Source organism: Cupriavidus cauae, from assembly GCF_026210475.1.
Lineage (GTDB): Bacteria > Pseudomonadota > Gammaproteobacteria > Burkholderiales > Burkholderiaceae > Cupriavidus > Cupriavidus cauae.
Genome location: NZ_CP080293.1, coordinates 1,009,906 through 1,033,940, shown reverse-complemented (window position 1 = coordinate 1,033,940; position 24,035 = coordinate 1,009,906). Strand labels below are relative to the sequence as shown.

At 68.8% G+C, this 24,035-nt stretch carries 26 protein-coding genes; 15 read left to right on the top strand and 11 right to left on the bottom strand.

Features of this window, described 5'->3' with window-relative positions:
- Positions 1-180 precede the first annotated feature (180 nt).
- Both KZ686_RS04675 and KZ686_RS04670 read left to right on the top strand, forming a co-directional pair.
- Positions 181-729, top strand: a complete 549-nt coding sequence (locus KZ686_RS04675) for an Hsp20/alpha crystallin family protein (protein ID WP_265633107.1) — start codon at positions 181-183, stop codon at positions 727-729.
- A gap of 31 nt (positions 730-760) precedes the next feature.
- Entirely contained in the window at positions 761-1,189 is a 429-nt protein-coding gene (locus KZ686_RS04670) for an Hsp20/alpha crystallin family protein (RefSeq protein WP_149317246.1), read from the top strand.
- An 86-nt stretch (positions 1,190-1,275) separates the two neighbouring features.
- On the opposite strand, the gene metK is transcribed toward KZ686_RS04670, so the two are convergent.
- Complete coding sequence (gene metK / locus KZ686_RS04665; protein ID WP_023264748.1) at positions 1,276-2,439, bottom strand: methionine adenosyltransferase; 1,164 nt, start codon at positions 2,437-2,439, stop codon at positions 1,276-1,278.
- 27 nt (positions 2,440-2,466) lie between these two features.
- Here metK and KZ686_RS04660 point away from each other — a divergent pair, with 27 nt between their 5' ends.
- The 6 genes from KZ686_RS04660 (at position 2,467) to KZ686_RS04635 (ending at position 7,431) form a co-directional block, all read left to right on the top strand.
- On the top strand, positions 2,467-2,688 hold the full coding sequence (locus tag KZ686_RS04660) for a hypothetical protein (RefSeq protein ID WP_149317247.1): 222 nt from the start codon (positions 2,467-2,469) through the stop codon (positions 2,686-2,688).
- Between the two features lie 38 nt (positions 2,689-2,726).
- Positions 2,727-3,581 (top strand): lysophospholipid acyltransferase family protein, encoded by an 855-nt coding sequence (locus KZ686_RS04655; RefSeq protein ID WP_265633106.1) that lies wholly within the window; start codon positions 2,727-2,729, stop codon positions 3,579-3,581.
- A gap of 9 nt (positions 3,582-3,590) precedes the next feature.
- A complete protein-coding gene (locus KZ686_RS04650) occupies positions 3,591-4,607 on the top strand; it encodes a lysophospholipid acyltransferase family protein (RefSeq protein ID WP_265633105.1) in 1,017 nt (338 codons plus the stop codon).
- Positions 4,604-5,497: a lipid A biosynthesis lauroyl acyltransferase gene (locus KZ686_RS04645; RefSeq protein WP_265633104.1), complete on the top strand. Its 894-nt coding sequence runs from the start codon at positions 4,604-4,606 to the stop codon at positions 5,495-5,497. The genes KZ686_RS04650 and KZ686_RS04645 overlap by 4 nt, the downstream gene beginning before the upstream one ends.
- A gap of 108 nt (positions 5,498-5,605) precedes the next feature.
- On the top strand, positions 5,606-6,478 hold the full coding sequence (dapF, locus tag KZ686_RS04640) for a diaminopimelate epimerase (RefSeq protein ID WP_265633103.1): 873 nt from the start codon (positions 5,606-5,608) through the stop codon (positions 6,476-6,478).
- A gap of 134 nt (positions 6,479-6,612) precedes the next feature.
- The gene (locus tag KZ686_RS04635) at positions 6,613-7,431 is read left to right on the top strand and encodes a polyphosphate kinase 2 family protein (RefSeq protein ID WP_226108024.1); all 819 of its coding nucleotides are present in this window, start codon (positions 6,613-6,615) and stop codon (positions 7,429-7,431) included.
- 124 nt (positions 7,432-7,555) lie between these two features.
- Here KZ686_RS04635 and pyrE read toward each other — a convergent pair whose 3' ends face one another.
- The gene (pyrE, locus tag KZ686_RS04630; protein ID WP_149317253.1) at positions 7,556-8,239 is read right to left on the bottom strand and encodes an orotate phosphoribosyltransferase; all 684 of its coding nucleotides are present in this window, start codon (positions 8,237-8,239) and stop codon (positions 7,556-7,558) included.
- Between the two features lie 28 nt (positions 8,240-8,267).
- Here pyrE and KZ686_RS04625 point away from each other — a divergent pair, with 28 nt between their 5' ends.
- Both KZ686_RS04625 and argC read left to right on the top strand, forming a co-directional pair.
- The gene (locus KZ686_RS04625; protein WP_053820911.1) at positions 8,268-9,044 is read left to right on the top strand and encodes an exodeoxyribonuclease III; all 777 of its coding nucleotides are present in this window, start codon (positions 8,268-8,270) and stop codon (positions 9,042-9,044) included.
- 102 nt (positions 9,045-9,146) lie between these two features.
- Positions 9,147-10,094, top strand: a complete 948-nt coding sequence (gene argC, locus KZ686_RS04620) for an N-acetyl-gamma-glutamyl-phosphate reductase (protein ID WP_149317255.1) — start codon at positions 9,147-9,149, stop codon at positions 10,092-10,094.
- 153 nt (positions 10,095-10,247) lie between these two features.
- Here the strand turns inward: argC and KZ686_RS04615 are convergent, their stop codons facing one another.
- The gene (locus tag KZ686_RS04615) at positions 10,248-11,228 is read right to left on the bottom strand and encodes a M48 family metallopeptidase (RefSeq protein WP_265633102.1); all 981 of its coding nucleotides are present in this window, start codon (positions 11,226-11,228) and stop codon (positions 10,248-10,250) included.
- Positions 11,229-11,375: 147 nt separating this feature from the next.
- Between KZ686_RS04615 and KZ686_RS04610 the strand changes: the two genes are divergently transcribed.
- Positions 11,376-12,707, top strand: a complete 1,332-nt coding sequence (locus tag KZ686_RS04610; protein WP_265633101.1) for a muropeptide transporter — start codon at positions 11,376-11,378, stop codon at positions 12,705-12,707.
- A gap of 77 nt (positions 12,708-12,784) precedes the next feature.
- Here KZ686_RS04610 and KZ686_RS04605 read toward each other — a convergent pair whose 3' ends face one another.
- The 6 genes from KZ686_RS04605 to argB form a co-directional block, all read right to left on the bottom strand.
- Positions 12,785-13,609 carry an acyl-CoA thioesterase gene (locus KZ686_RS04605; RefSeq protein ID WP_149317256.1) on the bottom strand — a complete coding sequence of 275 codons (825 nt, stop codon included), beginning with the start codon at positions 13,607-13,609 and terminating at the stop codon, positions 12,785-12,787.
- Between the two features lie 262 nt (positions 13,610-13,871).
- Positions 13,872-14,495 carry a methionine biosynthesis protein MetW gene (metW, locus tag KZ686_RS04600; RefSeq protein WP_006577582.1) on the bottom strand — a complete coding sequence of 208 codons (624 nt, stop codon included), beginning with the start codon at positions 14,493-14,495 and terminating at the stop codon, positions 13,872-13,874.
- Complete coding sequence (gene metX / locus KZ686_RS04595) at positions 14,492-15,721, bottom strand: homoserine O-succinyltransferase MetX (protein ID WP_265633100.1); 1,230 nt, start codon at positions 15,719-15,721, stop codon at positions 14,492-14,494. The genes metW and metX overlap by 4 nt, the downstream gene beginning before the upstream one ends.
- A gap of 356 nt (positions 15,722-16,077) precedes the next feature.
- A complete protein-coding gene (slmA, locus tag KZ686_RS04590; protein ID WP_149317258.1) occupies positions 16,078-16,752 on the bottom strand; it encodes a nucleoid occlusion factor SlmA in 675 nt (224 codons plus the stop codon).
- Positions 16,749-17,816, bottom strand: a complete 1,068-nt coding sequence (locus KZ686_RS04585; protein ID WP_265633099.1) for a pyrimidine 5'-nucleotidase — start codon at positions 17,814-17,816, stop codon at positions 16,749-16,751. Before KZ686_RS04585 ends, slmA begins: the two co-directional genes overlap by 4 nt.
- A gap of 53 nt (positions 17,817-17,869) precedes the next feature.
- Positions 17,870-18,787: an acetylglutamate kinase gene (argB, locus tag KZ686_RS04580; protein ID WP_006579752.1), complete on the bottom strand. Its 918-nt coding sequence runs from the start codon at positions 18,785-18,787 to the stop codon at positions 17,870-17,872.
- A gap of 199 nt (positions 18,788-18,986) precedes the next feature.
- Here argB and KZ686_RS04575 point away from each other — a divergent pair, with 199 nt between their 5' ends.
- Positions 18,987-19,232, top strand: coding sequence for a cysteine-rich CWC family protein (locus KZ686_RS04575; RefSeq protein WP_149317260.1), 246 nt, complete (start codon positions 18,987-18,989; stop codon positions 19,230-19,232).
- Positions 19,233-19,341: 109 nt separating this feature from the next.
- Here the strand turns inward: KZ686_RS04575 and KZ686_RS04570 are convergent, their stop codons facing one another.
- Entirely contained in the window at positions 19,342-19,848 is a 507-nt protein-coding gene (locus KZ686_RS04570; RefSeq protein WP_150082745.1) for a DMT family transporter, read from the bottom strand.
- Positions 19,849-19,948: 100 nt separating this feature from the next.
- Between KZ686_RS04570 and KZ686_RS04565 the strand changes: the two genes are divergently transcribed.
- The gene (locus KZ686_RS04565; RefSeq protein WP_265633098.1) at positions 19,949-20,884 is read left to right on the top strand and encodes a LysR family transcriptional regulator; all 936 of its coding nucleotides are present in this window, start codon (positions 19,949-19,951) and stop codon (positions 20,882-20,884) included.
- A gap of 356 nt (positions 20,885-21,240) precedes the next feature.
- Here the strand turns inward: KZ686_RS04565 and KZ686_RS04560 are convergent, their stop codons facing one another.
- On the bottom strand, positions 21,241-21,711 hold the full coding sequence (locus KZ686_RS04560) for a copper chaperone PCu(A)C (RefSeq protein WP_149317263.1): 471 nt from the start codon (positions 21,709-21,711) through the stop codon (positions 21,241-21,243).
- A 289-nt stretch (positions 21,712-22,000) separates the two neighbouring features.
- On the opposite strand from KZ686_RS04560, the gene KZ686_RS04555 reads away from it, so the two are divergent.
- Both KZ686_RS04555 and KZ686_RS04550 read left to right on the top strand, forming a co-directional pair.
- On the top strand, positions 22,001-23,380 hold the full coding sequence (locus KZ686_RS04555) for an ATP-binding protein (RefSeq protein WP_265633097.1): 1,380 nt from the start codon (positions 22,001-22,003) through the stop codon (positions 23,378-23,380).
- On the top strand, positions 23,377-24,000 hold the full coding sequence (locus KZ686_RS04550; RefSeq protein ID WP_265633096.1) for a response regulator transcription factor: 624 nt from the start codon (positions 23,377-23,379) through the stop codon (positions 23,998-24,000). Before KZ686_RS04555 ends, KZ686_RS04550 begins: the two co-directional genes overlap by 4 nt.
- Positions 24,001-24,035: the final 35 nt, after the last annotated feature.

Sequence of the window (24,035 nt, the reverse complement as noted above, 5' to 3'; positions counted from 1 at the left end):
CCGCCGCGCCACGGCACGCTTGGCGCGCCAGCGTCGCGCCATGTTTTCGGCTCTTGAAGCGACGTCGTCCGACACTACATTCGTGACGAAGCGCGCCGGCCAGCGCCGGCACGCGGGGGGCCGGCCGCGCCGGTCCGAATACGAGTCGCTAGGAGTAGCAAGGAGCAAGGAGGTAATGCCATGTACGCATCGTTGCTGAGTTCTCCGGGCAGCCTGTTTGCCGAGTTCGACCGGCTGCAGCGCGAACTGCAACAGTTCCTCTCGACGCCGAGCAGCATCCGCGCGGTGGCGCGCGGCGCGTTTCCTGCCGTCAACATCGGCATGACGCCGTCCAGCGTCGAGGTCTATGCCTTCGCGCCGGGTATCGATCCGTCCACGCTCGACGTCAGCGTCGACCGCGGCCTGCTGACCATCGCCGGCCAGCGCAGCGCGCAGATGCAGGGCACGCAGCCACAGACCGCGCAGAGCGGGCAGACCGACCCGTCGGCCAGTCAGCAGGCCGGCCAGCAGGGCCAGTCGGCCTCGGGCTCGGGCTCGGGCTCTTCAAGGCTGGGCGAGGACACCAACGTCTATGTGCGGGAGCGCTTCAACGGCAGCTTCCGGCGCGTGATTTCGCTGCCGGAGGACGTCGATACCGCCCGGATCGACGCCACCTATCGCGACGGGCTGCTGCGGATCTCGATCGCTCGCCAGGAATCGGCCCAGCCGCGCCGGATCACCGTGAACTGACCCGATGATTGCACCGAGCAGGAGGTTCATCATGAACGATCAAGCCGTCACCCGGACCGACCAGGACCGGAACCTGAACGTGAACGCGAACGTCGGCGGGAAGAACGACAACGGCAATGCGGCCGCCAACGCGACGCTGTTGCCGCGCGTGGACGTGACCGAGGATTCGACCGGCATCACGCTGCTGGCGGACCTGCCGGGCGTGTCGCGCGACACGCTGCAGGTGCGCGCCGACCGCGACAGCCTGACCATCGAGGGCGAGATTCGCCAGGAGATGCCCGAAGGGCTGGAGCCGGTCTATGCCGAGGTGCAGATCGCCCGCTACAAGCGCGTCTTCACGCTGAGCCGCGAGCTGGACAGCAGCGCGATCTCGGCGGTGCTCAAGGACGGCGTGCTGAATCTGCGGATTCCGAAGCAGGCCGAAGCGCAGCCGCGTCGGATCGAAGTGAAGGTAGGGTGAGAGGGAGGGCGGCGGTGGCCTTTGGGCCGCCGCTGCCCTCCCCGGCCCTCTCCCGCGGGCGGGAGAGGGGAGAACACCAGCAAGGATTACAGCCCGGCCGCCGCGCGCAGTGCCGCGGCCTTGTCGGTGGCTTCCCACGAGAATTCCGGCTCCTCGCGGCCGAAGTGGCCGTAGGCGGCGGTCTTCTCGTAGATCGGGCGCAGCAGGTCCAGCATCTGCACGATGCCCTTGGGCCGCAGGTCGAAGTGCTCCATCACCAGTTTGGCGATCGCCTCGTCCGAGATCTTGCCGGTGCCTTCGGTGTAGACCGTCACGTTGATCGGGCGCGCCACGCCGATCGCGTAGCTGACCTGCACCTGGCACTGGCGCGCCAGGCCCGCGGCCACCACGTTCTTGGCCACATAGCGGGCCGCGTAGGCCGCCGAGCGGTCGACCTTGGACGGGTCCTTGCCCGAGAACGCGCCGCCGCCGTGCGGCGCCGCGCCGCCATAGGTGTCGACGATGATCTTGCGGCCGGTCAGGCCGCAGTCGCCCTGCGGGCCGCCGATGACGAAGCGGCCGGTCGGGTTCACCAGGTACTTGGTGTCCTTGAGCATCTCGGGCGGCAGCACCGGCTTGATGATCTCCTCGATCACCGCCTCGCGGATCTGCGCCTGGGTGATGTCCGGCGCGTGCTGGGTCGACAGCACCACGGTGTCGACGCTGTGCGGACGGCCGTCGACATAGCGCACGGTGACCTGCGACTTGGCGTCCGGACGCAGCCAGGGCAGGCGGCCGTCGCGGCGCAGCTGCGACTGGCGCTCGACCAGGCGGTGCGAGTAGTAGATCGGGAACGGCATCAGTTCCGGGGTCTCGTCGCAGGCATAGCCGAACATCAGGCCCTGGTCGCCGGCGCCCTGGTTCAGATAATCGTCCGAGGCACGGTCGACGCCCTGCGCGATATCGGGCGATTGCTTGTCGTAGGCCACCAGCACGGCGCAGCCCTTGTAATCGATGCCGTAATCGGTGTTGTCGTAGCCGATGCGCTTGATGGTTTCGCGCGCGACCTGGATATAGTCGACGTTGGCCGTGGTGGTGATTTCCCCGGCCAATACCACCAGCCCGGTATTGCACAGGGTTTCGGCGGCGACGCGCGCGTATTTGTCCTGGGCCAGGATGGCGTCCAGGACGGCGTCGGAAATCTGGTCGGCGACCTTGTCGGGATGGCCTTCGGAGACGGATTCCGAAGTAAAGAGGAAGTCGTTTGCCACGAACTTTTTCTCCAGGTTAGCTATTGCGTGCCAACCATGTTCAGTCCGGGCGGCGACGCTTTAGCGGTATTTTCAGCACGTCCTGATGAGACGGTATCGCCCCGCAAGTTGTCAGTTAACTCGGCGATGCGCGGTATTATACGCGCCTGCGCGGCGCCGCACACGCGCCGCCGCAACGGTGTGCCGAGGCCATCGGCGCTCGCCGAGGCGATCGGCGGCGGCCGCGAAACAATAACCGCGGAAGAATGAACCACGCCGGCCCGGGGCCGGCCCCTTGTTGGGACTCCATGACCTTCCTGTTCTGGCTGATTGCCCGCTTGCCGCTGGCATGGCTGCAAGCCATTGGCGGCGTGCTCGGCCTGCTGGCCGCGCGCCTGCCGGGCCGCTACGGCAGGCGACTCACCGAGAATTTCCGCCAGGCCTATCCCGACGCCACCGACCAGATGCTGGCCGAGGCGGCGCGCTCCACCGGCCGGATGGTGATGGAGATGCCGTACTTCTGGAGCCGCAGGACGCTGAAGGCGCGGCTGGCCGGGTTCTCCGAACACACCTGGCCGGAGCTCGACCGGCTGCTGGGCAAGGGCAACGGGCTGATCATGCTGGTCCCCCATCTCGGTTGCTTCGAAGTACTGCCGCAGGCGTACGCGCTGCGCCACAAGGTGACCGCGCTGTACAAGCCGCCGCACCAGCCATGGCTGCGCGACTGGATCGAGCGCATGCGCACCCGGCCCAATCTGGTGATGGCGGCGGCCACGCCGCGCGGCGTGCGCACGCTGGTCAAGGCGCTCAAGCGCGGCGAGTCGATCGGCATCCTGCCCGACCAGGTGCCCAAGGGCGGCGAAGGGGTATGGGCGCCGTTCTTCGGCAAGCCCGCGTACACCATGACGCTGGTGCAGCGGCTGCAGCAACTGACCGGCGCGCCGATCGCGATGGTCTTCGCCGAGCGCACCGCGCAAGGCGCCACCTATATCGCCCACATGCGGGTGCTGGAAGACAAGCTGCCGGACGATCCCGTCGCGGCCGCCACCGTGCTCAACCGCACGGTCGAATCGCTGGTCGCCGAAGCGCCGACGCAATACCTGTGGGGCTACAACCGTTACAAGCACCCGGCGGGTGCGGAGCTCCCGCCCCAAGCCGCGTGACAGACTCCCATGACTTACCTGTTCTGGCTGATTTCCCGCCTGCCGCTGGCCTGGTTGCAGGCCATCGGCGGCGCGCTGGGCCTGCTGGCAGCCAAGTGGCCGGGCCGCTACGGGACGCGCCTGACCGAGAACTTCCGCCACGCCTTTCCTGACGCCACCGACGAGATGGTGAACGAGGCGGCCCGCTCGATGGGACGCATGATCCTGGAGATGCCCTATTTCTGGACCCGGCACACCATCAAGGCGAAGCTGTACGACTTCAACGAGGTGGTCTGGCCGGCGTTGGACCGGCTGCAGGACCAGGGACGCGGCGTGATCGTGCTGACGCCGCACCTGGGCTGCTTCGAGGTATTGCCCCAGTCGTATGCGATGCGCCGGCCTGTCACGGTGCTGTTCAAGCCGCCGCACCAGCCCTGGCTGCGCGACTGGGTCGAACGCATGCGCAACCGCCCGAACATGACCAGCGCGCCGGCCAATCCGCGCGGCGTGCGCATGCTGGTCAAGGCGCTCAAGCGCAAGGAGGCCATCGGCATCCTGCCCGACCAGGTGCCGATCGGCGGCGAGGGCACGTGGGCGCCGTTCTTCGGCCGTCCGGCGTACACGATGACGCTGGTGCAGCGGCTGCAGCAATGGAGCGGCGCGCCGGTCGCCATCGTTGCCTCGATCCGTCTGCCGCGCGGCGGCGGCTATCGTGCCTTTCTCCGCGTGATTGAAGAGCCGCTGCCTGAGGACCCGGCCGCCGCCGCCACCGTGATCAATGGCGTGGTCGAGGAGCTGGTACGGCTGGCACCGACCCAGTACCTGTGGGGCTACAACCGCTACAAGCACCCGGCCGGCGCGGAAATGCCGCCGCCGTGGCCGCCCGAGGCGCCCACCACGCCATCCACGCCGCCCGCCCCGCCGGCATCGGCGGCCACCCCGGCCACCCCGGCCACCCCGGCCACCCCGGCCGCCACGGCCGCCACGGCCGCCGGGGCCGCCGACTTGTCCGCCACGGAACCGACTTCCCCGACTTCGCATCCATGAGCCGTCTTTTCACCTGGCTGGGCATCGGTCTGCTGACCGTGCTCGGCAAGCTGCCCTACCCCCTGGTCGCCCGCTTCGGCGAAGGGCTCGGCAGCCTGCTGTACCTGTTTCCCAGTGGGCGCCGCGAGGTGGTCCGCGCCAACCTGCGCCTGGCCTTTCCCGACAAGTCCGACGCGGAAATCGCCGAGCTGTCGCGCCAGTCGTTCCGCTCGGTGTTCCGCAGCTTCGCCGAGCGCGGCATCTTCTGGACCGGCAGCGAGGCGCAGATGCGCCGCTGGGTGCAGATCGACGACCAGGCCAACCTGGTCGCGCTGGACGGCGAGCCGCACATCCTGGTCACGCTGCACCTGTCCGGCGTCGAGGCCGGCGCGATCCGGCTGACGATCTATCTGCGCGACCACGTGGGCCGCTCGGGCGCATCGCTCTACACCAAGCAGAAGAACGCGCTGTTCGATGGCTTCCTGAAACAGGCGCGCGGCCGCTTCGGCGCCAACATGATCGCCCGCAACGACAGCGTGCGCGACATCATCCGCTGCCTGAAGAAGGGCGAGGCGCTGCAGCTGATCTCCGACATGGACTTCGGCGAGCGCGACTCGGAATTCGTGCCGTTCTTCGGCGCGCAGGCGCTGACGCTGACGTCGGTGTCGCGGCTGGCGCGGCTGACCGGCGCCAAGGTCGTGCCGATCTATACCGAGCAGCTGCCCGACTATCGCGGCTATGTGCTGCGCATCCTGCCCGCCTGGGACAACTATCCGGGCGAGAGCGTGACCGACGACACGCGCCGGATGAACGCCTTCTTCGAGGACTGCATCCGCCCGCGCATCGCCGAGTACTACTGGGTGCACAAACGCTTCAAGCATCGCCCGCCGGGCGAACCCGAGATATATTGACGTTCGGCCGACATACCGGCGGCCGCAAACCCCGAAACACCGACACCGGCCGCCCGCGGCCTTCCGGCTTCCGGTCCTGACCGGTCCCGGCTTTTCCCGAACCGCGCCATGAAAATCCAGTTCACCAAGATGCACGGCGCCGGCAACGACTTCGTCGTGCTGGACGGCATCCACCAGACCCTGAACCTGAGCACCGAGCAGTGGCGCGCGCTGGCGAGCCGGCATTTCGGCGTGGGGGCGGACCAGATCCTGATCGTCGAGAAGCCGACCCGGCCCGACGTCGACTTCCGCTACCGGATCTTCAATGCCGACGGCGGCGAGGTCGAGCACTGCGGCAATGGCGCGCGCTGCTTCGTGCGATTCGTCACCGACCACGGCCTGACCGACAAGCGCTCGGTGCGCGTCGAGGTGATGAACGGCGTCATCACGCTGACGCTGAACGACGACGGCCAGGTCACCGTCGACATGGGCGCGCCCGAGTTCGAGCCGGCGCGCATCCCGTTCCTGCCGGAGGGGCTGCCGACCCGGAGCGAGGGCAACGACACGCTGTACGGCATCGAGACCAATGGCCGCACCGTGTGGATTTCCGCGGTATCGATGGGCAACCCGCATGCGGTGCAGGTGGTCGACGACACCGAGCGCTTCCCGGTGCGCGAGGACGGCCCGGTGATCGAGCACCATGCGGCCTTCCCGAAGCGCGTCAATGCCGGCTTCATGCAGGTGGTCGACCGCAACACGATCCGGCTGCGCGTGTTCGAGCGCGGTTCCGGCGAGACGCTGGCCTGCGGGACCGGTGCCTGCGCGGCGGTGGTCGCCGGCATCCGGCGCGGCCTGCTCGATTCGCCGGTCAAGGTGCATACGCATGGCGGCGACCTGTGCATCGCCTGGGACGGCGACGGGACCCCGGTGCGGATGACCGGTCCGGCCACCACGGTATTCGAAGGCTCGATCGAGCTGGACGCGTTGCAGCCGCGCGGCTGATTCCAGCGATTTGGTGGCACGCGCCCGGACGTTCTCAGCTGCCGGACCTGCCCCAGCTGCCCGACCTCCCCCAAGCTGCCCGACCTGCCCCAGTGACCCTGCCGGACCCCCGGCGCCAACGCGGAGTAGCGCCCATGCCAGTCACGCCGCTCGATCCCTACCGCATCGCCAACGGCAAGGGCTTTCGCCTGGACCGCTTCGATGCGGGCGCCAAGCCCTTCTCCAGCGGCGACAAGACCAGCGACCGGGCCCGCCTGACCGAGCTGTCGACGCATCTGGACGAGCAGCAGGACATCTTCTACGCCGAGCAGTCGCGCAAGCTGCTGGTGATCCTGCAGGGCATGGATACCAGCGGCAAGGATGGCACGGTGCGCGGCGTGTTCCGCAGCTTCGATCCGCTGGGGCTGCGCGTGGTCGGCTTCAAGGCGCCCACCTCGGAGGAGAAGGCGCGCGACTACCTGTGGCGCGTCCACGCCCAGGTGCCGCGCGCCGGCGAGATCGCGGTGTTCAACCGCAGCCACTACGAGGACGTGCTGATCACGCGCGTGCATGGCTGGATCGACGCCGCCGAGTGCGAGCGCCGCTACCGGCAGATCCGCCACTTCGAAAGCCTGCTGGTCGAGACCGGCACCACGCTGGTCAAGTGCTTCCTGCATATTTCGAAGGACGAGCAGAAGTCCCGGCTCGAGGCGCGGCTCGCCGATCCGCAGAAGCACTGGAAGTTCGATCCCAACGACCTGGCCGAGCGCCGGCACTGGGACGCCTATATGGACGCCTACCAGGACGCGATCGCCGCGACGGCGACGCCGGAGGCGCCCTGGCACGTGATTCCGGCCGATTCGAAGACGCACCGCAATCTGATGGTCGCGGAGATCCTGCGCGAGACCTTCGCGCGGCTCAAGCCGGCCTATCCGCCGTCCGCGCCGGGGCTGGACAAGCTGAAGGTCGAGTAGTCGTCGAGTCGTCGAAGTCGAGCGGGGGAAGCAAGGATTGGGGCCCGACGGGCGCGGGGCCCGCAGCCCCGAGGGCCGAAGGCCTTGCGGGGGCTTGACGAGGCCCGCCCCGCAGGCCCCGAGTTCAAACGCCGTAGCGCTGCCGGTAGGCCGCCACCGCGTCGCGCGAGGCGCCCAGCGCCGGGTCCTGCGCGGCGTCCAGATACGCCAGCAGGTCCGCCAGCGAGGCGATCGCGATCACCGGCACGCCGAATTCGCGCTGCACGTCCTGCACCGCGGAATGCGCGCCGATCTGCTCGGCGGTGCCGCTTTTCTCCATCCGGTCCAGCGCGATCAGCACCGCGGCCGGCTCGGCGCCGGCAGCCCGGATCATCTGCACCGATTCGCGCACCGAGGTGCCGGCCGAGATCACGTCGTCGACGATCACCACCTTGCCCTGCAGCTTCGCGCCGACCAGCGTGCCGCCCTCGCCGTGGTCCTTGGCTTCCTTGCGGTTGTAGGCGAAGCCGACGTTGCGGCCCATGCCCGCCAGCGCCACCGCGGTGGCCGACGCCAGCGTGATGCCCTTGTAGGCGGGCCCGAACAGCATGTCGAATGCGACACCCGAGGCCAGCAGGGTTTTCGCATAGAATTGCGCCACCTGGCCCAGCGTGGCGCCCTCGTTGAACAGCCCCGCGTTGAAGAAATACGGCGATTTGCGTCCCGCCTTGGTGACGAATTCGCCGAAGGACAGCACGCCCGCGTCCAGCGCGAAGCGGATGAAGGTCTGGCTGAGGTCGTCCGCCGCCGGCGTGGTTTGCTGCGTCATCTTTTCTCTCTTCAAAAAATTTCCCGAGATGTTACGGATTATCAGTGCCAACCTCAACGGCATCCGCTCGGCGGCCAAGAAAGGCTTCTTCGACTGGATGGGCAAGCAGGACGCCGACATGGTCTGCGTGCAGGAGCTCAAGGCGCAGGCCGCCGACATGACCGAGGCCTTCCTGGCGCCGCACGGCTATCACGGCTACTTCCACTACGCCGAGAAGAAGGGCTACAGCGGCGTCGGCCTGTACACCCGCCACAAGCCCGAGCGCGTCATCACCGGCTTCGGCAACGCCGAGTTCGACAGCGAAGGCCGCTATGTCGAAGTGCAGTATCCGCATCTGGCCGTGATCTCGGTCTACGTGCCGTCGGGCTCCAGCTCCGAGGAACGGCAACTGGCCAAGTACCGCTTCATGGAGGCCTTCCTGCCCCATCTGCTGCAGCTCAAGGCCAGCGGGCGCGAGATCGTGCTGTGCGGCGACGTCAACATCGCGCACAAGGAAATCGACATCAAGAACTGGAAGGGCAACCTGAAGAACTCCGGCTTCCTGCCCGAGGAGCGTGCCTGGATCGGCGAGCTGTTCGACGTGCACGGCTATGTCGACGTGTTCCGCAAGCTGGACCCGCGGCCCGAGCAATACACCTGGTGGAGCAACCGCGGCCAGGCCTACGCGAAGAACGTCGGCTGGCGCATCGACTATCACCTGGCCACGCCGAAGATCGCCGATACCGCCAAGGCGTGCTCGATCTACAAGGACGAGAAGTTCAGCGACCACGCGCCGCTGTCGATCGACTACGACTTCCCGCTGTAACGGCAACGCCCGGACGCAGGCCGCCGGGGCGGATTGCCGCTGCGGTGCCCGGGCATCCTCGTTACAATGCACCCCTCACCCGTATTACCAAGCGAGTCCACCATGGCATTCAAAGTGTTCGTCGACGGCCAGGAAGGCACCACCGGCCTCCGGCTGCTCGATTATCTGTCCGGCCGTTCCGATGTCGAACTGCTGCGCATCGCGGAAGACAAGCGCAAGGATCCGGCCGAGCGAGCACGCTTCCTGAACGCCGCCGACGTGGCCTTCCTGTGCCTGCCGGACGTGGCCTCGCGCGAGGCGGTGTCGCTGGTGACCAATCCGAATACCTGCGTGATCGACGCCAGCACGGCGTTCCGCACCGCCGACAACTGGGCCTACGGCCTGCCGGAGCTGGTGCGCGGCCAGCGCGAGAAGATCCGCGCCAGCAAGCGCATCGCCGTGCCGGGCTGCCACGCCAGCGCCTTCGTGCTGGCCGTGCGTCCGCTGGTCGATGCCGGCGTGATGCAGCCCGACTACCCGGTCACCGCGTTCTCGCTGACCGGCTACAGCGGCGGCGGCAAGAAGATGATTGCGGACTTCGAGGCGGGCGGCAATCCGAAGCTCGACAGCCCCCGCGCCTACGCGCTGGGACTCGAGCACAAGCATCTGCCCGAGATGCGCGTGCAGACCGGCCTCGCGCAGGCGCCGATCTTCAGCCCGATCGTCGGCAAGTTCTACAAGGGCCTGGCCGTCACGGTGCCGGTGTTCCCGGATCGCCTGGCGCGCAAGGTCACGCCGGAGCAGATCGCCGAGATCTACCGCAAGCACTACGAGGGCGAGCAGTTCGTCCGCGTGATGCCCGCCGCCAGCGACGAGCACCTGGACAACGGCTTCTTCGACGTGCAGGCCAACAACGACACCAATCGCGTGGATCTGTTCGTGTTCGGCTCGGCCGACCGCATCGTGCTGATCGCGCGGCTGGACAACCTCGGCAAGGGCGCGGCCGGCGCCGCGGTGCAATGCATGAACGTGCATATCGGCGCGGATGAGGCGACCGGGCTGACCGCCTGACCCTTTCGCTTTCCTGCCTCACCGATGCAAACGGCCCCGATTCGGGGCCGTTTGTGCTTGTACCGGGTTCATGCGCCGTTCATGCGCCGTCTATGCGCCATTTATGCCCGGCTTGTCCCCGGGCTTCCGGCAAGTCTGCCGGGCGCCGGCGCGCTACCGCTTGAGCGGCTGCTGCTTGTCCTCGTCGCCGCGATCGACCGGCGCGTTGGCCAGCCCCCCCATATTGGTTCGATACGCGGGCAACCGCTCGACCGTGGTGCCGATCGCCCGCGCGTACAGCGGCAGCACCTCGGGCATGTGCCGCTGCAACTCGGCGATGCGCGACTGGCCCGACGGGTGCGTGGAGAGGAAATCCATGCTGGCGCCGGCCGCCGACGACTGCGACACCTTGCCCATCTTCTGCCACAGCGTCACCGCGGCGCGCGGATCGTAGCCCGCGCGCGCCGCGATATCCATGCCGACCAGGTCGGCCTCGGTCTCGTCCGAGCGCGAGAACTTCAGCGTCAGCAGATGCGCGCCGGTGCCCAGCGCCAGATTGCCCAGATTGCCGAAGCCGAACAGCTGCGAAATCACGTTGGCGCCGAGGTTGGTGATCTCGGCCTTGGCGGCGCGCTCGCGGGCATGCTCCTGCAGCGCGTGGGCGATCTCGTGGCCGATCACCATCGCCAGCTCGTCGTCGGTGGGCTTGATCTGGTCCAGAAAGCCGGTATAGACCGCGATCTTGCCGCCGGGCATGCAGAACGCGTTGACCTGCTTGGCCTTGATCAGATTGACCTCCCACTTCCAGCCCTTGGCGCGGTCGTTCCAGCGGGCGGCCTGCGGCAGGATGCGTTCCGAGATCGTGCGCAGGCGCGCCAGGCGCGGATCGTTCGACGGCGCCAGCGCGCCCTTGGCGCGCGCCTCCTGCTTGATCTGCTCGTACTCCTGCGCGGCCTGCTGCTCGATCGCCTCGGCCGGCACCAGCTGGCTGACCGCGCCGCCGCCGCGCTGCACATTGACGCCGTCGGACTGCGCCAGCACAGCGGGCGCGCCGAGCAGCGCCACGGCGCCGAGCACGGCCAGCGTCAGCCGGCGCAGCGGCGCGGCGAGGGCAAGCGAACGCGATGAGGGAACGGCAACGGAGGGAGCGGACATGGCCAGACGCAAGGGAAGGGGCATTGTTTCAACAGAATGCGACAGACATCACGAAGGCTGATGCAATAATACACGGCGCCCGATCGCCACCCAGGGCCCTCCAGGCGCCCCAACCGCCTGCTGCGCCCGGCCCCTGCCCCCGCCTTCATGACCTTCCAAGACTATCTCGATATTTTCCGCAATCGCCGCATCGGCGCGATGCTGACGCTGGGCTTCGCCTCGGGCCTGCCGCTGGCGCTGACCTCGGGCACGCTGCAGGCCTGGATGACGGTCGAAGGGCTGGACATCAAGACCATCGGCTTCTTCTCGCTGGTCGGCCAGGCCTACATCTTCAAGTTCCTGTGGGCGCCGCTGATGGACCGCTACACGCCGCCGCTGCTGGACCGGCGGCGCGGCTGGCTGCTGCTGACGCAGATCGGCCTGGTGCTGGGCATCGCCGGCATGGCCTTCTGCCCGCCGCGCGAGGCGCTGTGGCTGCTGGCGGGGCTGGCCACGCTGGTGGCCTTCCTGTCGGCCTCGCAGGACATCGTGTTCGACGCCTACAGCACAGACGTGCTGCGGCCCGCCGAGCGCGGCGCCGGCGCGGCGGTCAAGGTGCTCGGCTACCGGCTGGCGATGCTGGTATCGGGCGGCCTGGCGCTGTGGCTGGCGGACCGCGTGCTGGGCTGGCAGCAGATGTACCTGCTGATGGCCGCGCTGATGGCGGTCGGCCTACTGACGCTGCCGTGGGCGCCGCGCGCCGAGTCGCCGCCGCGCGCGCCGCGCTCGCTGGAGGAGGCGGTGGTCGGTCCGCTGCGCGACTTCTTCGGACGCACCGGCGCGTGGTGGCTGCTCGGCCTGATCGTGCTGTACAAGCTCGGCGACGCCTTCGCCGGCAGCCTGTCGACCACCTTCCTGATCCGCGGCGTGGGCTTTTCCGCCGGCGAGGTCGGGCTCGTCAACAAGACGCTGGGCCTGGCGGCCACCATCATCGGCGCGCTGTTCGGCGGCACGCTGATGGTCAGGCTGGGCCTGTACCGCTCGCTGATGCTGTTCGGCGTGCTGCAGGCCGTGTCGAACTTCGGCTACTGGCTGCTGGCGGTGACGCCGGCCCATCTGTGGTCGATGGGCGCGACCATCGCGGTGGAGAACCTGTGCGGGGGCATGGGCACCGCGGCCTTCGTCGCGCTGCTGATGGCGCTGTGCAACCGCTCGTTCTCGGCGACGCAGTACGCGCTGCTGTCGGCGCTGGCCTCGGTCGGGCGCGTCTATGTGGGACCGACCTCGGGCTATTTGGTCGAATCGTTCGGCTGGGCGCCGTTCTACCTGGGCACGGTGGTCGTGGCGCTGCCGGGGCTGCTGCTGCTGCGCGCCATGCGCGGAACGGTGGAGCGCTACGAGAGCCAGACGCGTACGCCGCGCGACGAGGCCGGCGCCGTTTCGGCCGTTCCGCTCCCGGCAGATGGCCGGGCACAGGGCAAGAGCGTTCGCGAGGGTTGATGCCAGGGTAGGCAACCGCCCTGCCCTCTCTCCCTCCCGCAAGCGGGAGAGGGCTGGCGAGAGGGCAGCCGGCGCGTCTACTGCTTGTAGTAGACGATCTGATGCGAGCTGGCCAGCAGCTCGCCGTCCGGGCTCCACAGCTGCGCGCTCTGGTCGAAGAAGCCCTGCCGGAACACCTGCGCCCGCGCGCTGCCCAGCGCGTGGCGATCGCCCAGCGCCGCCAGCGTGGCGGCATCCGCGTGGAAATAGGTCGTCAGCGAGACCGTGCCGGCCGGCACGAAGCCGGCGCGCTTGAGGAAGATGCGCGGATAGAAGCTGTCGCACCAGGCCGCGATCGACGCATAGTCGGGCGTGCGGGCCGGGTGGTCGCGCAGCCAGAACTGGGTCAGGCTGTCCGGATGCTCGGTGCCGGGCTCGGCCGCGGGCTTGGCGCCCCGCACCGGGCGCATCTCGTAGGACTTGAACCAGCGCACCGGCGCGAAGCCGGTCGGCAGCGGCGCGATGGCGTCGGCCGGCGGCACGTCGGGAAAGACAGCCTCGCCGCAGCCCCAGGTGTCGCGCCGCACGGCGAACACCGCGCTGGCGGTGGTCGCCACCTCGCCGTTCTGTACCAGTTCCAGCGACCAGTGCTGGGTCGAGCGATTGGTGCGCGCGGGCCGCGCCTCGATCGTGAACGGACCCTCGGCGATCGGTCCGGCGAAATTGACGGTCAGCGCGATCGGATCGCCGAGCCGCTGCGGATGCTGCAGCGCCGCCTGCAGCAGCGTCGCCGCCGTGATGCCGCCGTACGGCCCGATCATGTTCCAGTACGACTCGGTGGTGCGGCCGGTAAAGCGGTGCTCGCCGGCGGGGGTCAACGCAATCGCGTCGTCGAAGGGATGCAGCTCGGATGTCGCGGACATGGGGCCTCGCCGAAAAGCGAACGATCGTTCGGAATTTCCGTACGGTAGTCGTCCGGGTGGCCGCTCGTCAAGTGCCGGCGGCCCCCTCCGAAGCCATCCCGGGCCGAACAGACTCGGCCGGGGAGTCAGGCGAGCAGTCAGGCGCGCAGTCAGGCGAGGAGTCAGGCGCGCAGTCAGGCGAGCAGTCAGGCCGATGAGTCAGGCCGATGAGTCAGGCCGAAGTAGCCAGGGCGGCTCGTCAGACCGTCCCCCGGACCGGCCCTCAGGCCGAACAGACCCGATACACCGCCAGGCTGCCGCGCCAGTTGACGCCCCAGTTCACCGTGATGCCCTCGTGCATCACCACGCGATCGAGGATGCGCAGCCCGACCTTGGGCGCCAGCGCTTCGAAGTCGCTGATGGTCAGCACGCGCACGTTGGGCGTGTCGTACCACTGGTAGGGCAGCGACTCGGACACCGGCATGCGGCCGCGGAACACCGACAGCCGGTGCGGCCAGTAGCCGAAGTTCGGGAACGACACGATGCACTCCCGGCCGACGCGCAGCGTGTCGCGCAGCACCTGCGCGGTGTTGTGGATCGTCTGCAGCGTCTGCGACAGGATCACGGTGTCGAAGCTCTTGTCCTCGAACAGCGCGAGTCCGCCCTCCAGGTTCTGCTGGATGACATGCACGCCCTTCTGCGCGCACGCCAGCACGCCCTCGTCGCGGATCTCGATGCCGTAGGCCTGCACGTCGAGCTCGTCCTGCAGCACGCGCAGCAGGCTGCCGTCGCCGCAGCCCAGATCGAGCACGGTCGCATTCGGTTCGATCCAGCGCGCGATCGCGCGAAAATCCGGCCGCCGTGCCAGCACGCCGTTGGCCGCTTCGGTGATGGACTTGGCATTCATGCGCCGATCTCCCGGGCAATGCGTTCGTAATAGGCGCGCATCAGGTTGTGGTAACGCGGATCGTCGAGCAGGAAGGCGTCGTGGCCATGCGGGGCATCGATCTCGGCGTAGCTGACCGGCCGCTTGTTGTCGAGCAGCGCCTTGACCAGCTCGCGGCTGCGGCTCGGCGCAAAACGCCAGTCGGTGGTGAAGCTGGCGACGAGGAAACTGGCCTTCGTATGCGCCACGGCGCGGGTCAGGTCGCCGCCGAACGTCAGCGCCGGATCGAAGTAGTCGAGCGCGCGCGTGATCAGCAGATAGGTATTGGCGTCGAAATACTCGGCGAACTTGTCGCCCTGGTAGCGCAGGTAGCTCTCGACCTGGAACTCGACATCGAACGAGAAGCGGATGTCCTCGGCCTTGAGCTCGCGGCCGAATTTCGCCGCCATGTCCTCGTCGGACAGGTAGGTGATATGGCCGATCATCCGGGCCACGCGCAAGCCGCGCTTGGGCTTGACGCCATGCGCGTAGTAGTTGCCGCCGTGGAAGTCGGGGTCGGACAGGATCGCGCTGCGCGCGACCTCGTTGAAGGCGATGTTCTGCGCCGACAGCTTCGGCGTCGAGGCCACCACGATGCAATGGCGCAGCCGATCGGGATACATCAGGCTCCAGGCCAGCGCCTGCATGCCACCGAGGCTGCCGCCCATCACCGCGGCGAACTGCTCGATGCCGAAGGCGTCGGCCACGCGCGCCTGCGCATTGACCCAGTCCTCGACCGTGACCACCGGGAAGGTGGCGCCGAAGGGCTGGCCGGTGGCCGGGTTCAGGCTCATCGGACCGGTCGAGCCGAAGCACGAGCCCAGGTTGTTGATGCCGATCACGAAGAAGCGGTCGGTATCGAGCGGCTTGCCGGGACCGACCATGTTGTCCCACCAGCCCACGTCGCGCGGATCGTGCGCGTAGACGCCGGCCACGTGGTGCGAGGCGTTCAGCGCGTGGCACACCAGCACGGCGTTGGTGCGCGCGGCATTGAGCGTGCCGTAGGTCTCGACCATCAGGTCGTAGTCGGCCAGCGACGAGCCGTTGCGCAACGGCAGCGGCTCGGCGAAATGCATGCGCTGCGGCGTCACGATGCCGACCGAATCGGACGGCAGCGGCAGCGCGGCGCTGGAGGCGGCGGAATCTGCGGAAACGGCGGCGGCAGCGGCCGGTTCCGTCTTTACGGACGGCGAGGCAACGTCAGTCATGTAGGCGGCCCGTGTGCGACGGGCATGAAAAAACCCGACCGGTCTTGCGTTTGGAATCACGCAGCCAAGTCGGGTTGTTGTCGCGCCGGATGCTTCGCTGTCCGCCGCCGGTGGCGTTGTCCCTGAAAATGCGTTCCTGTCGAATCGCGAATCGGAGAGGGGCGCCGACCAACCTCTTTAGCCGCATTTATAGTGGCGAGGAATTTCCCTCGCCGCGCGCCCGCAAGCCAGTCATCAAATCGGCGCGACCGGCAGATTATAGAGCAAAGCGATAGACATCAGCAGAAGACGCGCGCGGCAATGGGATATCGACGGCCGCAGCCGGGCTACGCGGGATCGCACGGGATCGGACGGGATCAGCCCAGCAGCACGCGCAGCTGCGCGTCGATCTGCCCCGCCGGCAGCTTGCGAAAGCCGCTCTTGGCATAGCGATGCCAGTGCCCCTGCACCGTGGCGACGATCAGCGCGGCGCGTGCCGATACGTCGGCGTCGGCGGGAAACGCGGCCTGCGTCGCGGCGACCTTCAGGCATTGGCGGATCGACGCCTCGATCCGGTCCACCAGCTGGTTGATGCGTTCCTGCAGGCGTTCATGCTCGCCGACCAGCGCCTCGCCGGTCAGCACGCGCGTCATGCCGGGATTCTTCTCGGCGAACGACAGCAGCATCCGCACGATCGCCTGTACCTGGCGCAGCCCGTGTTCCTCCTGCGCGGTGATCTGGTTGATCAGCCCGAACACGGTCTGCTCGATAAAGGCGATCAGGCCCTCGAACATCTGCGCCTTGCTGGCGAAATGCCGGTACAGCGCGGCCTCGGAAACGCCGAGGCGGGCCGCCAGCGCCGCGGTCGTGATGCGTTCGGAGCGCGGGTGCTCGAGCATGCCGGCCAGCGTCTGCAGGATCTGCACGCGCCGCTCGCCGGGACGCGGGCGCTTGCGCGCGACCACGGCCTCGGCAGCGCCGCCGCCCTCGCCCTGCTGGCCGCGCTCGTCCGCGTTCGCGGCCGGTGCGGCTGCCTCGTTGCTCTGCGTCATGACCCGTTTCTCCGCATTCGTCGATGGAGTTGATGCACCGATTGTACTTTTATGTCCACATAGCCCGGCCGGTGCACCATGCGGGCCCGGTTTGGGGTCCGGTTTGGGGTCCGGTTTGGCGTCCGATCGGGGGTCCGATCGGGGGACCAATTGCGGGCCCAATCGCGCGTTGCCGTGGCGGCTGCGCTGCCGGCTGCATCAGGGCCCGCATGGCTGCCAGCCGGCTGCGTCTCGGGCGAGAGCCGCGGTCCGGGCGTCTGGTCCTCGGCAGCGACCAGCGTCACCGCCTCCTGCCGGGCCGCGCGGTCCGCGTCGCGGTCGTGCGGATGGCGCTCGGCCTCGGCGCGCAACGCCGCCTGCTGCGCGGCATCGCGGGCCGCGCCCGCGGGCACGTCATGCGGCCGGCTCGGCGTCATCGAACGCAGATAGCCGGTGATCCACGCGGTGCGTATCCCCAGGCCAGCATAGCGCTTCAGGTGCGAGACCGTGTCCTCGACCAGCACGGCACGGCCCGGCGCGATCCGCAGCCGGGCCAGCAGGCGGCGCAGCATGCGCCGATCGGGCTTGGGCCGCAGATCGCCATGGACCCACATCTGCTCGATGGCGATCACGCGCTCGAAGCAGTGCTCGATGCCGGCCACCCGCATCACCGCGCGCGCATAGTCCTGTGGCGCGTTGGTCAGCAGCACCTTGCGGCCGGGCAGGCGGCGCAGCTGGGCGGCCAGGCCGCGGCGCACGCGCACCATCTCTGCAATATCGGGAAATTCGTGCGCGGCGCGCAGGAAGTCGGCCGGGTCGACGCCGTGATGGCGGATCATGCCGAGCAGCGTCGCGCCATAGCGCTTCCAGTAGTCGACCCGCACGCGGCTGGCGGTGGTCTCGTCGCAGGCCAGCACGCGCGCGACGTAGGCCGTCATCGCGGCATTGATCGCCGGGAAGATCGCGTGCGAGGCGTCGTGCAGCGTGTTGTCGAGATCGAACAGCCAGACCGTGTCGCCGGCGTTGTTGCCGGCCGGCCGATGCCGCAGGCGGAGGGGGGAGCGGCGGGAGGCGTGGGAAGGCACGAGGGGAAGGCGCCGCGCCGCCGCAGCGGCCGCGGGCGCCTGGTTGCGGTACGTCAGTGCGAGCGGATCATGGTGCCGAACGCCTGTTCGGTCAGGATTTCCAGCAGCAGCGAATGTTCGATGCGGCCATCGATGATGTGCACCGAGTTCACGCCGCTCTTGGCGGCGTCCAGCGCCGACGAGATCTTCGGCAGCATGCCGCCCGAGATGGTGCCGTCGGCGAACAGCTCCTCGATCTCGCGCGCCGACAGGTCGGTCAGCAGATTGCCCTTCTTGTCCATCACGCCCGGGATGTTGGTCATCATCACCAGCTTCTCGGCCTTCAGGATCTCGGCCATCTTGCCGGCCACCACGTCGGCGTTGATGTTGTAGGCCTGGCCGTCGTCGGAGAAGCCGATCGGCGAGATCACCGGGATGAAGGCGTCGTCCTGCAGCGCCTTGACCACGGCCGGGTTGATCGCCTCGATGTCGCCGACATAGCCGATATCGATGAACGCGCCCGGATTCTCGCGGTCCGGCATCTTCAGCCGCTTGGCGCGGATCAGGCCGCCGTCCTTGCCGGTCAGGCCGACCGCCTGGCCGCCGTACTGGTTGATCAGCATCACGATGTCCTGCTGGACCTCGCCGCCGAGCACCCACTCGACCACTTCCATGGTCTCTTCGTCGGTCACGCGCATGCCCTGGATGAAGGTGCCGACCTTGCCGACCTTCTTCAGCGCCTCGTCGATCTGCGGGCCGCCGCCGTGCACCACCACCGGGTTCATGCCGACCAGCTTCAGCAGGATCACGTCGCGCGCGAAGCCATGCTTGAGCTTCTCTTCGGTCATCGCATTGCCGCCGTACTTGACCACGATGGTCTTGCCATGGAACTTGCGGATGTAGGGCAGCGCCTCGGCGAGGATCTCGGCCTTGAGGGCGGGGGCGATGGCGGCCACTGCGGTTGCGGTGGGCCCGGAGGTATCGGAGGTCATGGCAATCCGTGAAAATCGACAGGTATCATGGCAACGCGGCGCATCCGGCGCCCCGCGGCAGGCGCCCGAATTTTACAAGAAACGGGGTGCCGCGCTAGCGACAGGGCCGACCGGAGCCTGCGCAGGGCGCGAACGGTGCGTCCGACGGCCCATCGGCCGTTCTTTTCATGCAACAACCACGCCAACGAAAACCACTGCGATGCCAGGCAAAGGCGGGGGCCGTCCGGCCTCGGGCACCGATCCTGCTGCGGTGCTGACCGGCCAGTTGCGCCCCGTCGAGCAATGCGCGGCCTGCGGGACGCGCTTCGTCTGCGGCCATGCCGCGGGCCTGCCGCACTGCTGGTGCGCGACGATGCCACTGCTGCCGGCGCGGCTGATCGTGCCGGGGCAGCACTGCCTGTGCCCGGATTGCCTGCGGGCTCGGCAGGCGCAAGCCGGAGAGTGAGCCGGTCAGCGACTCCCTAGTTCGATCGGACCGTTGTCTCAAGGCCAAGCAGGCGCGGGCCGCAGTGCAAGCCGGTCAGCGATCCGGCTTTCCCATCGGTCCTGCCGTCTCAATCCAGCGCCGCGCCCACGCGCGCCGGTCCGCTCCACTGCATCGCCACTACCCCCAGCACGATCAGCAGCGCGCCGCCGAGCCGCGGCGCCGTCAGCTCCCGCACCGCGAAGCCGGCAAGGCCCGCATGGTCCATCCATAGCGAGGCCAGCATCTGGCCGGCCACCACCGCCGCGATGAAGCCGCTGGCCCCGAGCCGCGGCGCCAGCATCAGCGCAGCGGTCAGATAGAACACGCCGACCGCGCCGCCGATCCACATCCACGACGGCCCGCTCGCCCAGCCGGCGCCGGGCGGGCCGACGCGCAGGGCCAGCATCAGCACCACCACCACCGCCAGGCTGACCAGCAGCGACACCAGCGTCGCCCACAGCGGATGGCCGAGCGCGCGGCCCAGCGCGGCATTGGCGCCCGCCTGCAGCGGGATCATCGCGCCGGCGAGCGCGGCGATCAGCACCGGCAGCGCGGCCGCCAGGACCGGACCGACGGGATGAGACGAAGACAGCATGCGCGGACCTCCTCTGTTCGTTCGAAAAAGAGACCGCGCCAGTCTGCCCCTACGCCGGATGGATTTCCAATTCTGGTTTCTAACGTTTAATATTCGCCGGATGAATAATCTGCGCAACGTCGACCTGAACCTGCTGGTCGTGCTCGAAGCCCTGCTGGCCGAGCGTCATATCTCGCGCGCCGCGCTGCGGCTGCATCTGAGCCAGCCGGCGGTCAGCCACGCACTGGCTCGGCTGCGCCAGTTGCTGGACGACCCCCTGCTGGTGCGCGGCCAGGGCGGCCTGGTGCTGACCGCGCGGGCGCACGAGCTGTCCGGTCCGCTGGCCGAGGCACTGGCGCAGGTGCGCATCCTGCTGGGCCCGTCGGGCTTCCAGCCGGCCACGGCCCGCCGCACCTTCCGTCTGGCGATGTCGGACTACGGCGCGATGGTGGTGCTGCCGAACCTGCTGCGCGCGGTCCGCAAGGCGGCGCCGGGCATCGAGCTGGTGGTGACGCAGGGCAGCCGCGAAGCGATGTCGGCGCAGGTGGCCGACGGCGAGGTCGATCTGGCGCTGGGCGTGTTCGTCTATCAGCCGGAAGGCGTGCGGATGGCCGCGCTGTTCGAGGAACAGTACGGCTGCGCGGTCGATGCCGCGACGGTGCGCGACCATGGCCGGCTGGACCAGGTCGCCTACCTGGCCCGCTCGCACGTGCTGGTGGCCGCCCACAGCGAGAAAGTCGACCCGATCGACGCGGCCATCGCCAAGCATGGCGGGCGCCGCAAGATCGCCTGCGTGGTTCCGCACTGGAGCGTCGCGCCGGCGCTGATCGCCGGCACCAACCTGGTCCTGACCACGGCCCGGCGCAGCCTGGCGGCGCTGGAGGACGATCCGCACTTCGCGGTGTTCGAGCCGCCGTTCGCGTTCCCGGGCTTTACCTTCAGCGCGATCTGGCACGAGCGCAACGACGCCGATCCGGGGCATGCATGGCTGCGCGAGCGGCTGCTGGCGGTCGGCGCGGGCCAGGGGCTGGACGAGGCGATCAGCCTGCGCGGTTGATCCGCGCGGTTGATCTGCGCGGTTGATCTGCGCGGTTGATCTGCGCCGTTGATTTGCGCCGTTGAACAGCGCGATCGAGCGGCGCGACTGAAGCGAGTGAGCGGCGCGGATTAGCGGCGCGACTGAAGCGAGTGAGCGGCGCGGATTAGCGGCGCGACTGAGCGACCCGACTGAGCGGCGCGACTGAGCGGCGCGACTGAGCGACCCGACTGAGCGGCGCGACTGAGCGACCCGACTGAGCGGCGCGACTGAGCGACCCGATTGACCGACCCGACTGAGCGGCGCGGATCGGCCGCGGCGGATCGTCCGGTTGCTTGCCCCGGCGATCCGCCCTCGCGTTTCAGAGAGCCAGTGTTTCAGTGCTTGTGGTTCGCCGCCGCGCCACCGCCGTGCGCGGGCGCGGTCAGGCCGCGCACTTCGGCCTCGACGCGCTGCTCGATCAGCTTGCCGCCCTGCTCGAACTTCAGCGTGACGGGCACCTTGTCGCCCGCATTCAGCGGCGCCTTCAAACCGAGCAGCATCACGTGGTAGCCGCCGGGCTTGAGCTCGACGTCCTCCATCTTCGGCAACGGCAGCGCGTCGAGCGCGCGCATCCGCATCACGTTGCCTTCCATCTTCATCTCGTGCACCTCGGCGGTCGCGGCCACCGGCGTCGACACGCCGACCAGGCGCGCGTCCTTGTGCGCGTGCAGCGTCATGAAGACGCCGGTGGCGGTCTGCGCCGGCACGGTGCCGCGCGCCCAGGCATTGCGGATGTCGACCTGGGCGAACGCAGAGGTGGAAATCAGCGCGCAGCATGCGGCGGCGGCGAACAGCTTGGCTTGCATCTCTATCCTTTCTCGGTGCAATTCATTCAAACGAGGCGGTCCAGCGGAGGCGGGAAGTCCGGGTAAATGCGTCCATGCAAATGCGTCCGCAAGAGCCTCGGCGCAAGAACGTCCGCGTAAGAACGCGATTAGACCATGAACCGCCGCAGGCGCCAGGGCCGGTGCGCGAGACCCGGCACGCGGGCCCATGCGGCGCAATCCGCCAGTCTGGCAGTGCCGCCCGGCGTGACCAATGCGGCATGGTGTCGCACAACACAGCCGCACGCGGCGCCATTGCTACACTCGCGGCATGACGACGACCGCCCACGCTGCCGCATCTGCCGCCAGATCTGCCGCCCCATCCGCCGGCGATCCCATCCGCGCGCAAGGCCTCGGCGCAGACAGCCTGCTGAGCCTGCGCCGGGTGTACTGGCTGCGCTGGGCCATCCTCGGCGGACAGGCGCTGCTGCTGGTCTGCGCCGAGACGCTGGCCGGGCTGCAGCTGCCCTACCGGCCGCTGCTGACGATCTTCGCGCTGCAGGCCGTCTTCAATCTGCTGACCGCCTGGCGGCTGCGTCAGCATGCGCGCGCCGGCTCGGTGCCGGGCGACGCCGAGCTGATGGGACAGTTGCTGGTCGACCTGACCGCGCTGTCGGCGATCCTGTTCTTCACCGGTGGCGCCACCAACCCGTTCGTCTCGTTCTATCTGCCGGGATTGGCGCTGGCGGCCGCCATCGTGCCGTGGCGGCAGGTGGTCGCGCTGGCGCTGTACGCGCTCGCCTGCTATTCGCTGATGCTGTTCGAATACGTGCCCCTGCACCTGCACAACCCGGACAACGCGGTGGTCTACCACCTGGTCGGCATGTGGCTGAACTTCGTCGCGAGCGCGGTGATGATCGCGCTGTTCGTCGCGCGGCTGTCGGGCGTGCTGCGCGAGCGCGAGGCGCAGCTCGCCGACGCGCGCGAGCGGCTGCTGCGCGAGGCGCGGGTCGAGTCGCTGAACGCGCAGGCGGCGACGGTCGCCCACGAGATCGGCACGCCGCTGGCGACGCTGGCCGTGATTGCCGGCGAGCTGCGCGCCGACGCCGCCGACCCCGCCCGCGGCGGCACCGCGATCCGCGACTACCTGCCCGACCTGCATACGGTCGAGCAGCAGCTGACGCTATGCCGCGGCATCCTCGCGCGCTTGCGCGAAGCGAACCGCGCCAGCGCCCTGCAGCCGGTCGGGCATTGGCTGCCCGCCTTCGCCGACGGCTGGCAGTTGCGCCATCCGCAGGCGCGCATCGAGACGATGATCGCCGCGGAGGCGGCCGACGTGCCGATCGAGCCGGCGCGGACCGGGCAGATGCTGACGATCCTGCTCGACAACGCCGCCCGCAGCCAGCAGACCGCCGGGCGCGGCGACCTGCCCCTGCGCCTGTCGATCACGATGGAACCGCGCAGCGCGCCGCGCGAACTGCTGCTGCGCGTGATCGACCATGGCACCGGCATGCCCGCCGCGCTGCGCGCGCGGCTGGGCGAGACGCCGGTGGCGAGCACGCATGGCGGCCAGGGCATCGGCACCTATCTGGCGCAAAGCGTCGCGCGCCAGATGGGCGGGCGGCTGCTTTGGCAGGACCGTCCCGAAGGCGGCACCGTGGCGGAGCTGCGGCTGCCGGCAACCCCCGATTCTTCGGAGCATGCGGCATGACTCTACCGTCGAACGTTTCCCTCTCCCCTGCCGTTGCCACCGGCAACGACACCGGCGCCCCCTTCCTGGTGATCGACGACGACCCGGTGTTCTCCGACACGCTGGCACGCGCGCTGACCCGCCGCGGCTTCGCGGTCGAGGTCGCGCACAACCGCCAGCAGGCGCTGGCCCTGGCCGAGAGGACCGCGTTCCGCTATGTCACGCTGGATTTGCATCTGGCCGCGGGGCCCCAGGCCGGCGTGACCACGCCGGCAGACTCGGGGCTGCAGCTGGTGGCGCCGCTGCGCGCGATGCTGCCGCGCTCGCGCATCCTGGTGCTGACCGGCTACGCCAGCATCGCCACCGCGGTGGCGGCGGTCAAACAGGGGGCGGACGAATATCTGGCCAAGCCGGCCAACGTCGATTCGATCCTCGCGGCGCTCAAGTCTGGCATCTCGGAAGAGGCGGCCGAGGCCGCGCTGGAGGATCCGCTGCCGTTGTCGGTGCCGCGGCTGGAGTGGGAGCATATCCAGCGCGTGCTGGCCGAACACGGCGGCAACATCTCGGCGACCGCGCGGGCGCTGAACATGCATCGGCGCACGCTGCAACGCAAGCTCGCCAAGCGGCCGGTTTCGCGGTAGGGATTCGATGGGCGACGTTGCGCACGAGGTCGTTG

Bases quoted from the DNA above. Each gene is read 5' to 3' on its own strand.
- slmA (WP_149317258.1), bottom strand. From the start codon at position 16,752: ATGACGCAGAGCAACGAGGCAGCCGCACCGGCCGCGAACGCGGACGAG.
- KZ686_RS04565 (WP_265633098.1), top strand. From the start codon at position 19,949: ATGAATAATCTGCGCAACGTCGACCTGAACCTGCTGGTCGTGCTCGAA.
- KZ686_RS04650 (WP_265633105.1), top strand. From the start codon at position 3,591: ATGACTTACCTGTTCTGGCTGATTTCCCGCCTGCCGCTGGCCTGGTTG.
- KZ686_RS04560 (WP_149317263.1), bottom strand. From the start codon at position 21,711: ATGCAAGCCAAGCTGTTCGCCGCCGCCGCATGCTGCGCGCTGATTTCC.
- KZ686_RS04610 (WP_265633101.1), top strand. From the start codon at position 11,376: ATGACCTTCCAAGACTATCTCGATATTTTCCGCAATCGCCGCATCGGC.
- metW (WP_006577582.1), bottom strand. From the start codon at position 14,495: ATGAATGCCAAGTCCATCACCGAAGCGGCCAACGGCGTGCTGGCACGG.
- pyrE (WP_149317253.1), bottom strand. From the start codon at position 8,239: ATGACGCAGCAAACCACGCCGGCGGCGGACGACCTCAGCCAGACCTTC.
- KZ686_RS04605 (WP_149317256.1), bottom strand. From the start codon at position 13,609: ATGTCCGCGACATCCGAGCTGCATCCCTTCGACGACGCGATTGCGTTG.
- metX (WP_265633100.1), bottom strand. From the start codon at position 15,721: ATGACTGACGTTGCCTCGCCGTCCGTAAAGACGGAACCGGCCGCTGCC.
- KZ686_RS04555 (WP_265633097.1), top strand. From the start codon at position 22,001: ATGACGACGACCGCCCACGCTGCCGCATCTGCCGCCAGATCTGCCGCC.
- KZ686_RS04675 (WP_265633107.1), top strand. From the start codon at position 181: ATGTACGCATCGTTGCTGAGTTCTCCGGGCAGCCTGTTTGCCGAGTTC.
- KZ686_RS04575 (WP_149317260.1), top strand. From the start codon at position 18,987: ATGCCAGGCAAAGGCGGGGGCCGTCCGGCCTCGGGCACCGATCCTGCT.
- KZ686_RS04635 (WP_226108024.1), top strand. From the start codon at position 6,613: ATGCCAGTCACGCCGCTCGATCCCTACCGCATCGCCAACGGCAAGGGC.
- KZ686_RS04645 (WP_265633104.1), top strand. From the start codon at position 4,604: ATGAGCCGTCTTTTCACCTGGCTGGGCATCGGTCTGCTGACCGTGCTC.
- KZ686_RS04655 (WP_265633106.1), top strand. From the start codon at position 2,727: ATGACCTTCCTGTTCTGGCTGATTGCCCGCTTGCCGCTGGCATGGCTG.
- KZ686_RS04550 (WP_265633096.1), top strand. From the start codon at position 23,377: ATGACTCTACCGTCGAACGTTTCCCTCTCCCCTGCCGTTGCCACCGGC.
- KZ686_RS04570 (WP_150082745.1), bottom strand. From the start codon at position 19,848: ATGCTGTCTTCGTCTCATCCCGTCGGTCCGGTCCTGGCGGCCGCGCTG.
- KZ686_RS04670 (WP_149317246.1), top strand. From the start codon at position 761: ATGAACGATCAAGCCGTCACCCGGACCGACCAGGACCGGAACCTGAAC.
- dapF (WP_265633103.1), top strand. From the start codon at position 5,606: ATGAAAATCCAGTTCACCAAGATGCACGGCGCCGGCAACGACTTCGTC.
- argB (WP_006579752.1), bottom strand. From the start codon at position 18,787: ATGACCTCCGATACCTCCGGGCCCACCGCAACCGCAGTGGCCGCCATC.
- argC (WP_149317255.1), top strand. From the start codon at position 9,147: ATGGCATTCAAAGTGTTCGTCGACGGCCAGGAAGGCACCACCGGCCTC.
- KZ686_RS04625 (WP_053820911.1), top strand. From the start codon at position 8,268: ATGTTACGGATTATCAGTGCCAACCTCAACGGCATCCGCTCGGCGGCC.
- KZ686_RS04615 (WP_265633102.1), bottom strand. From the start codon at position 11,228: ATGTCCGCTCCCTCCGTTGCCGTTCCCTCATCGCGTTCGCTTGCCCTC.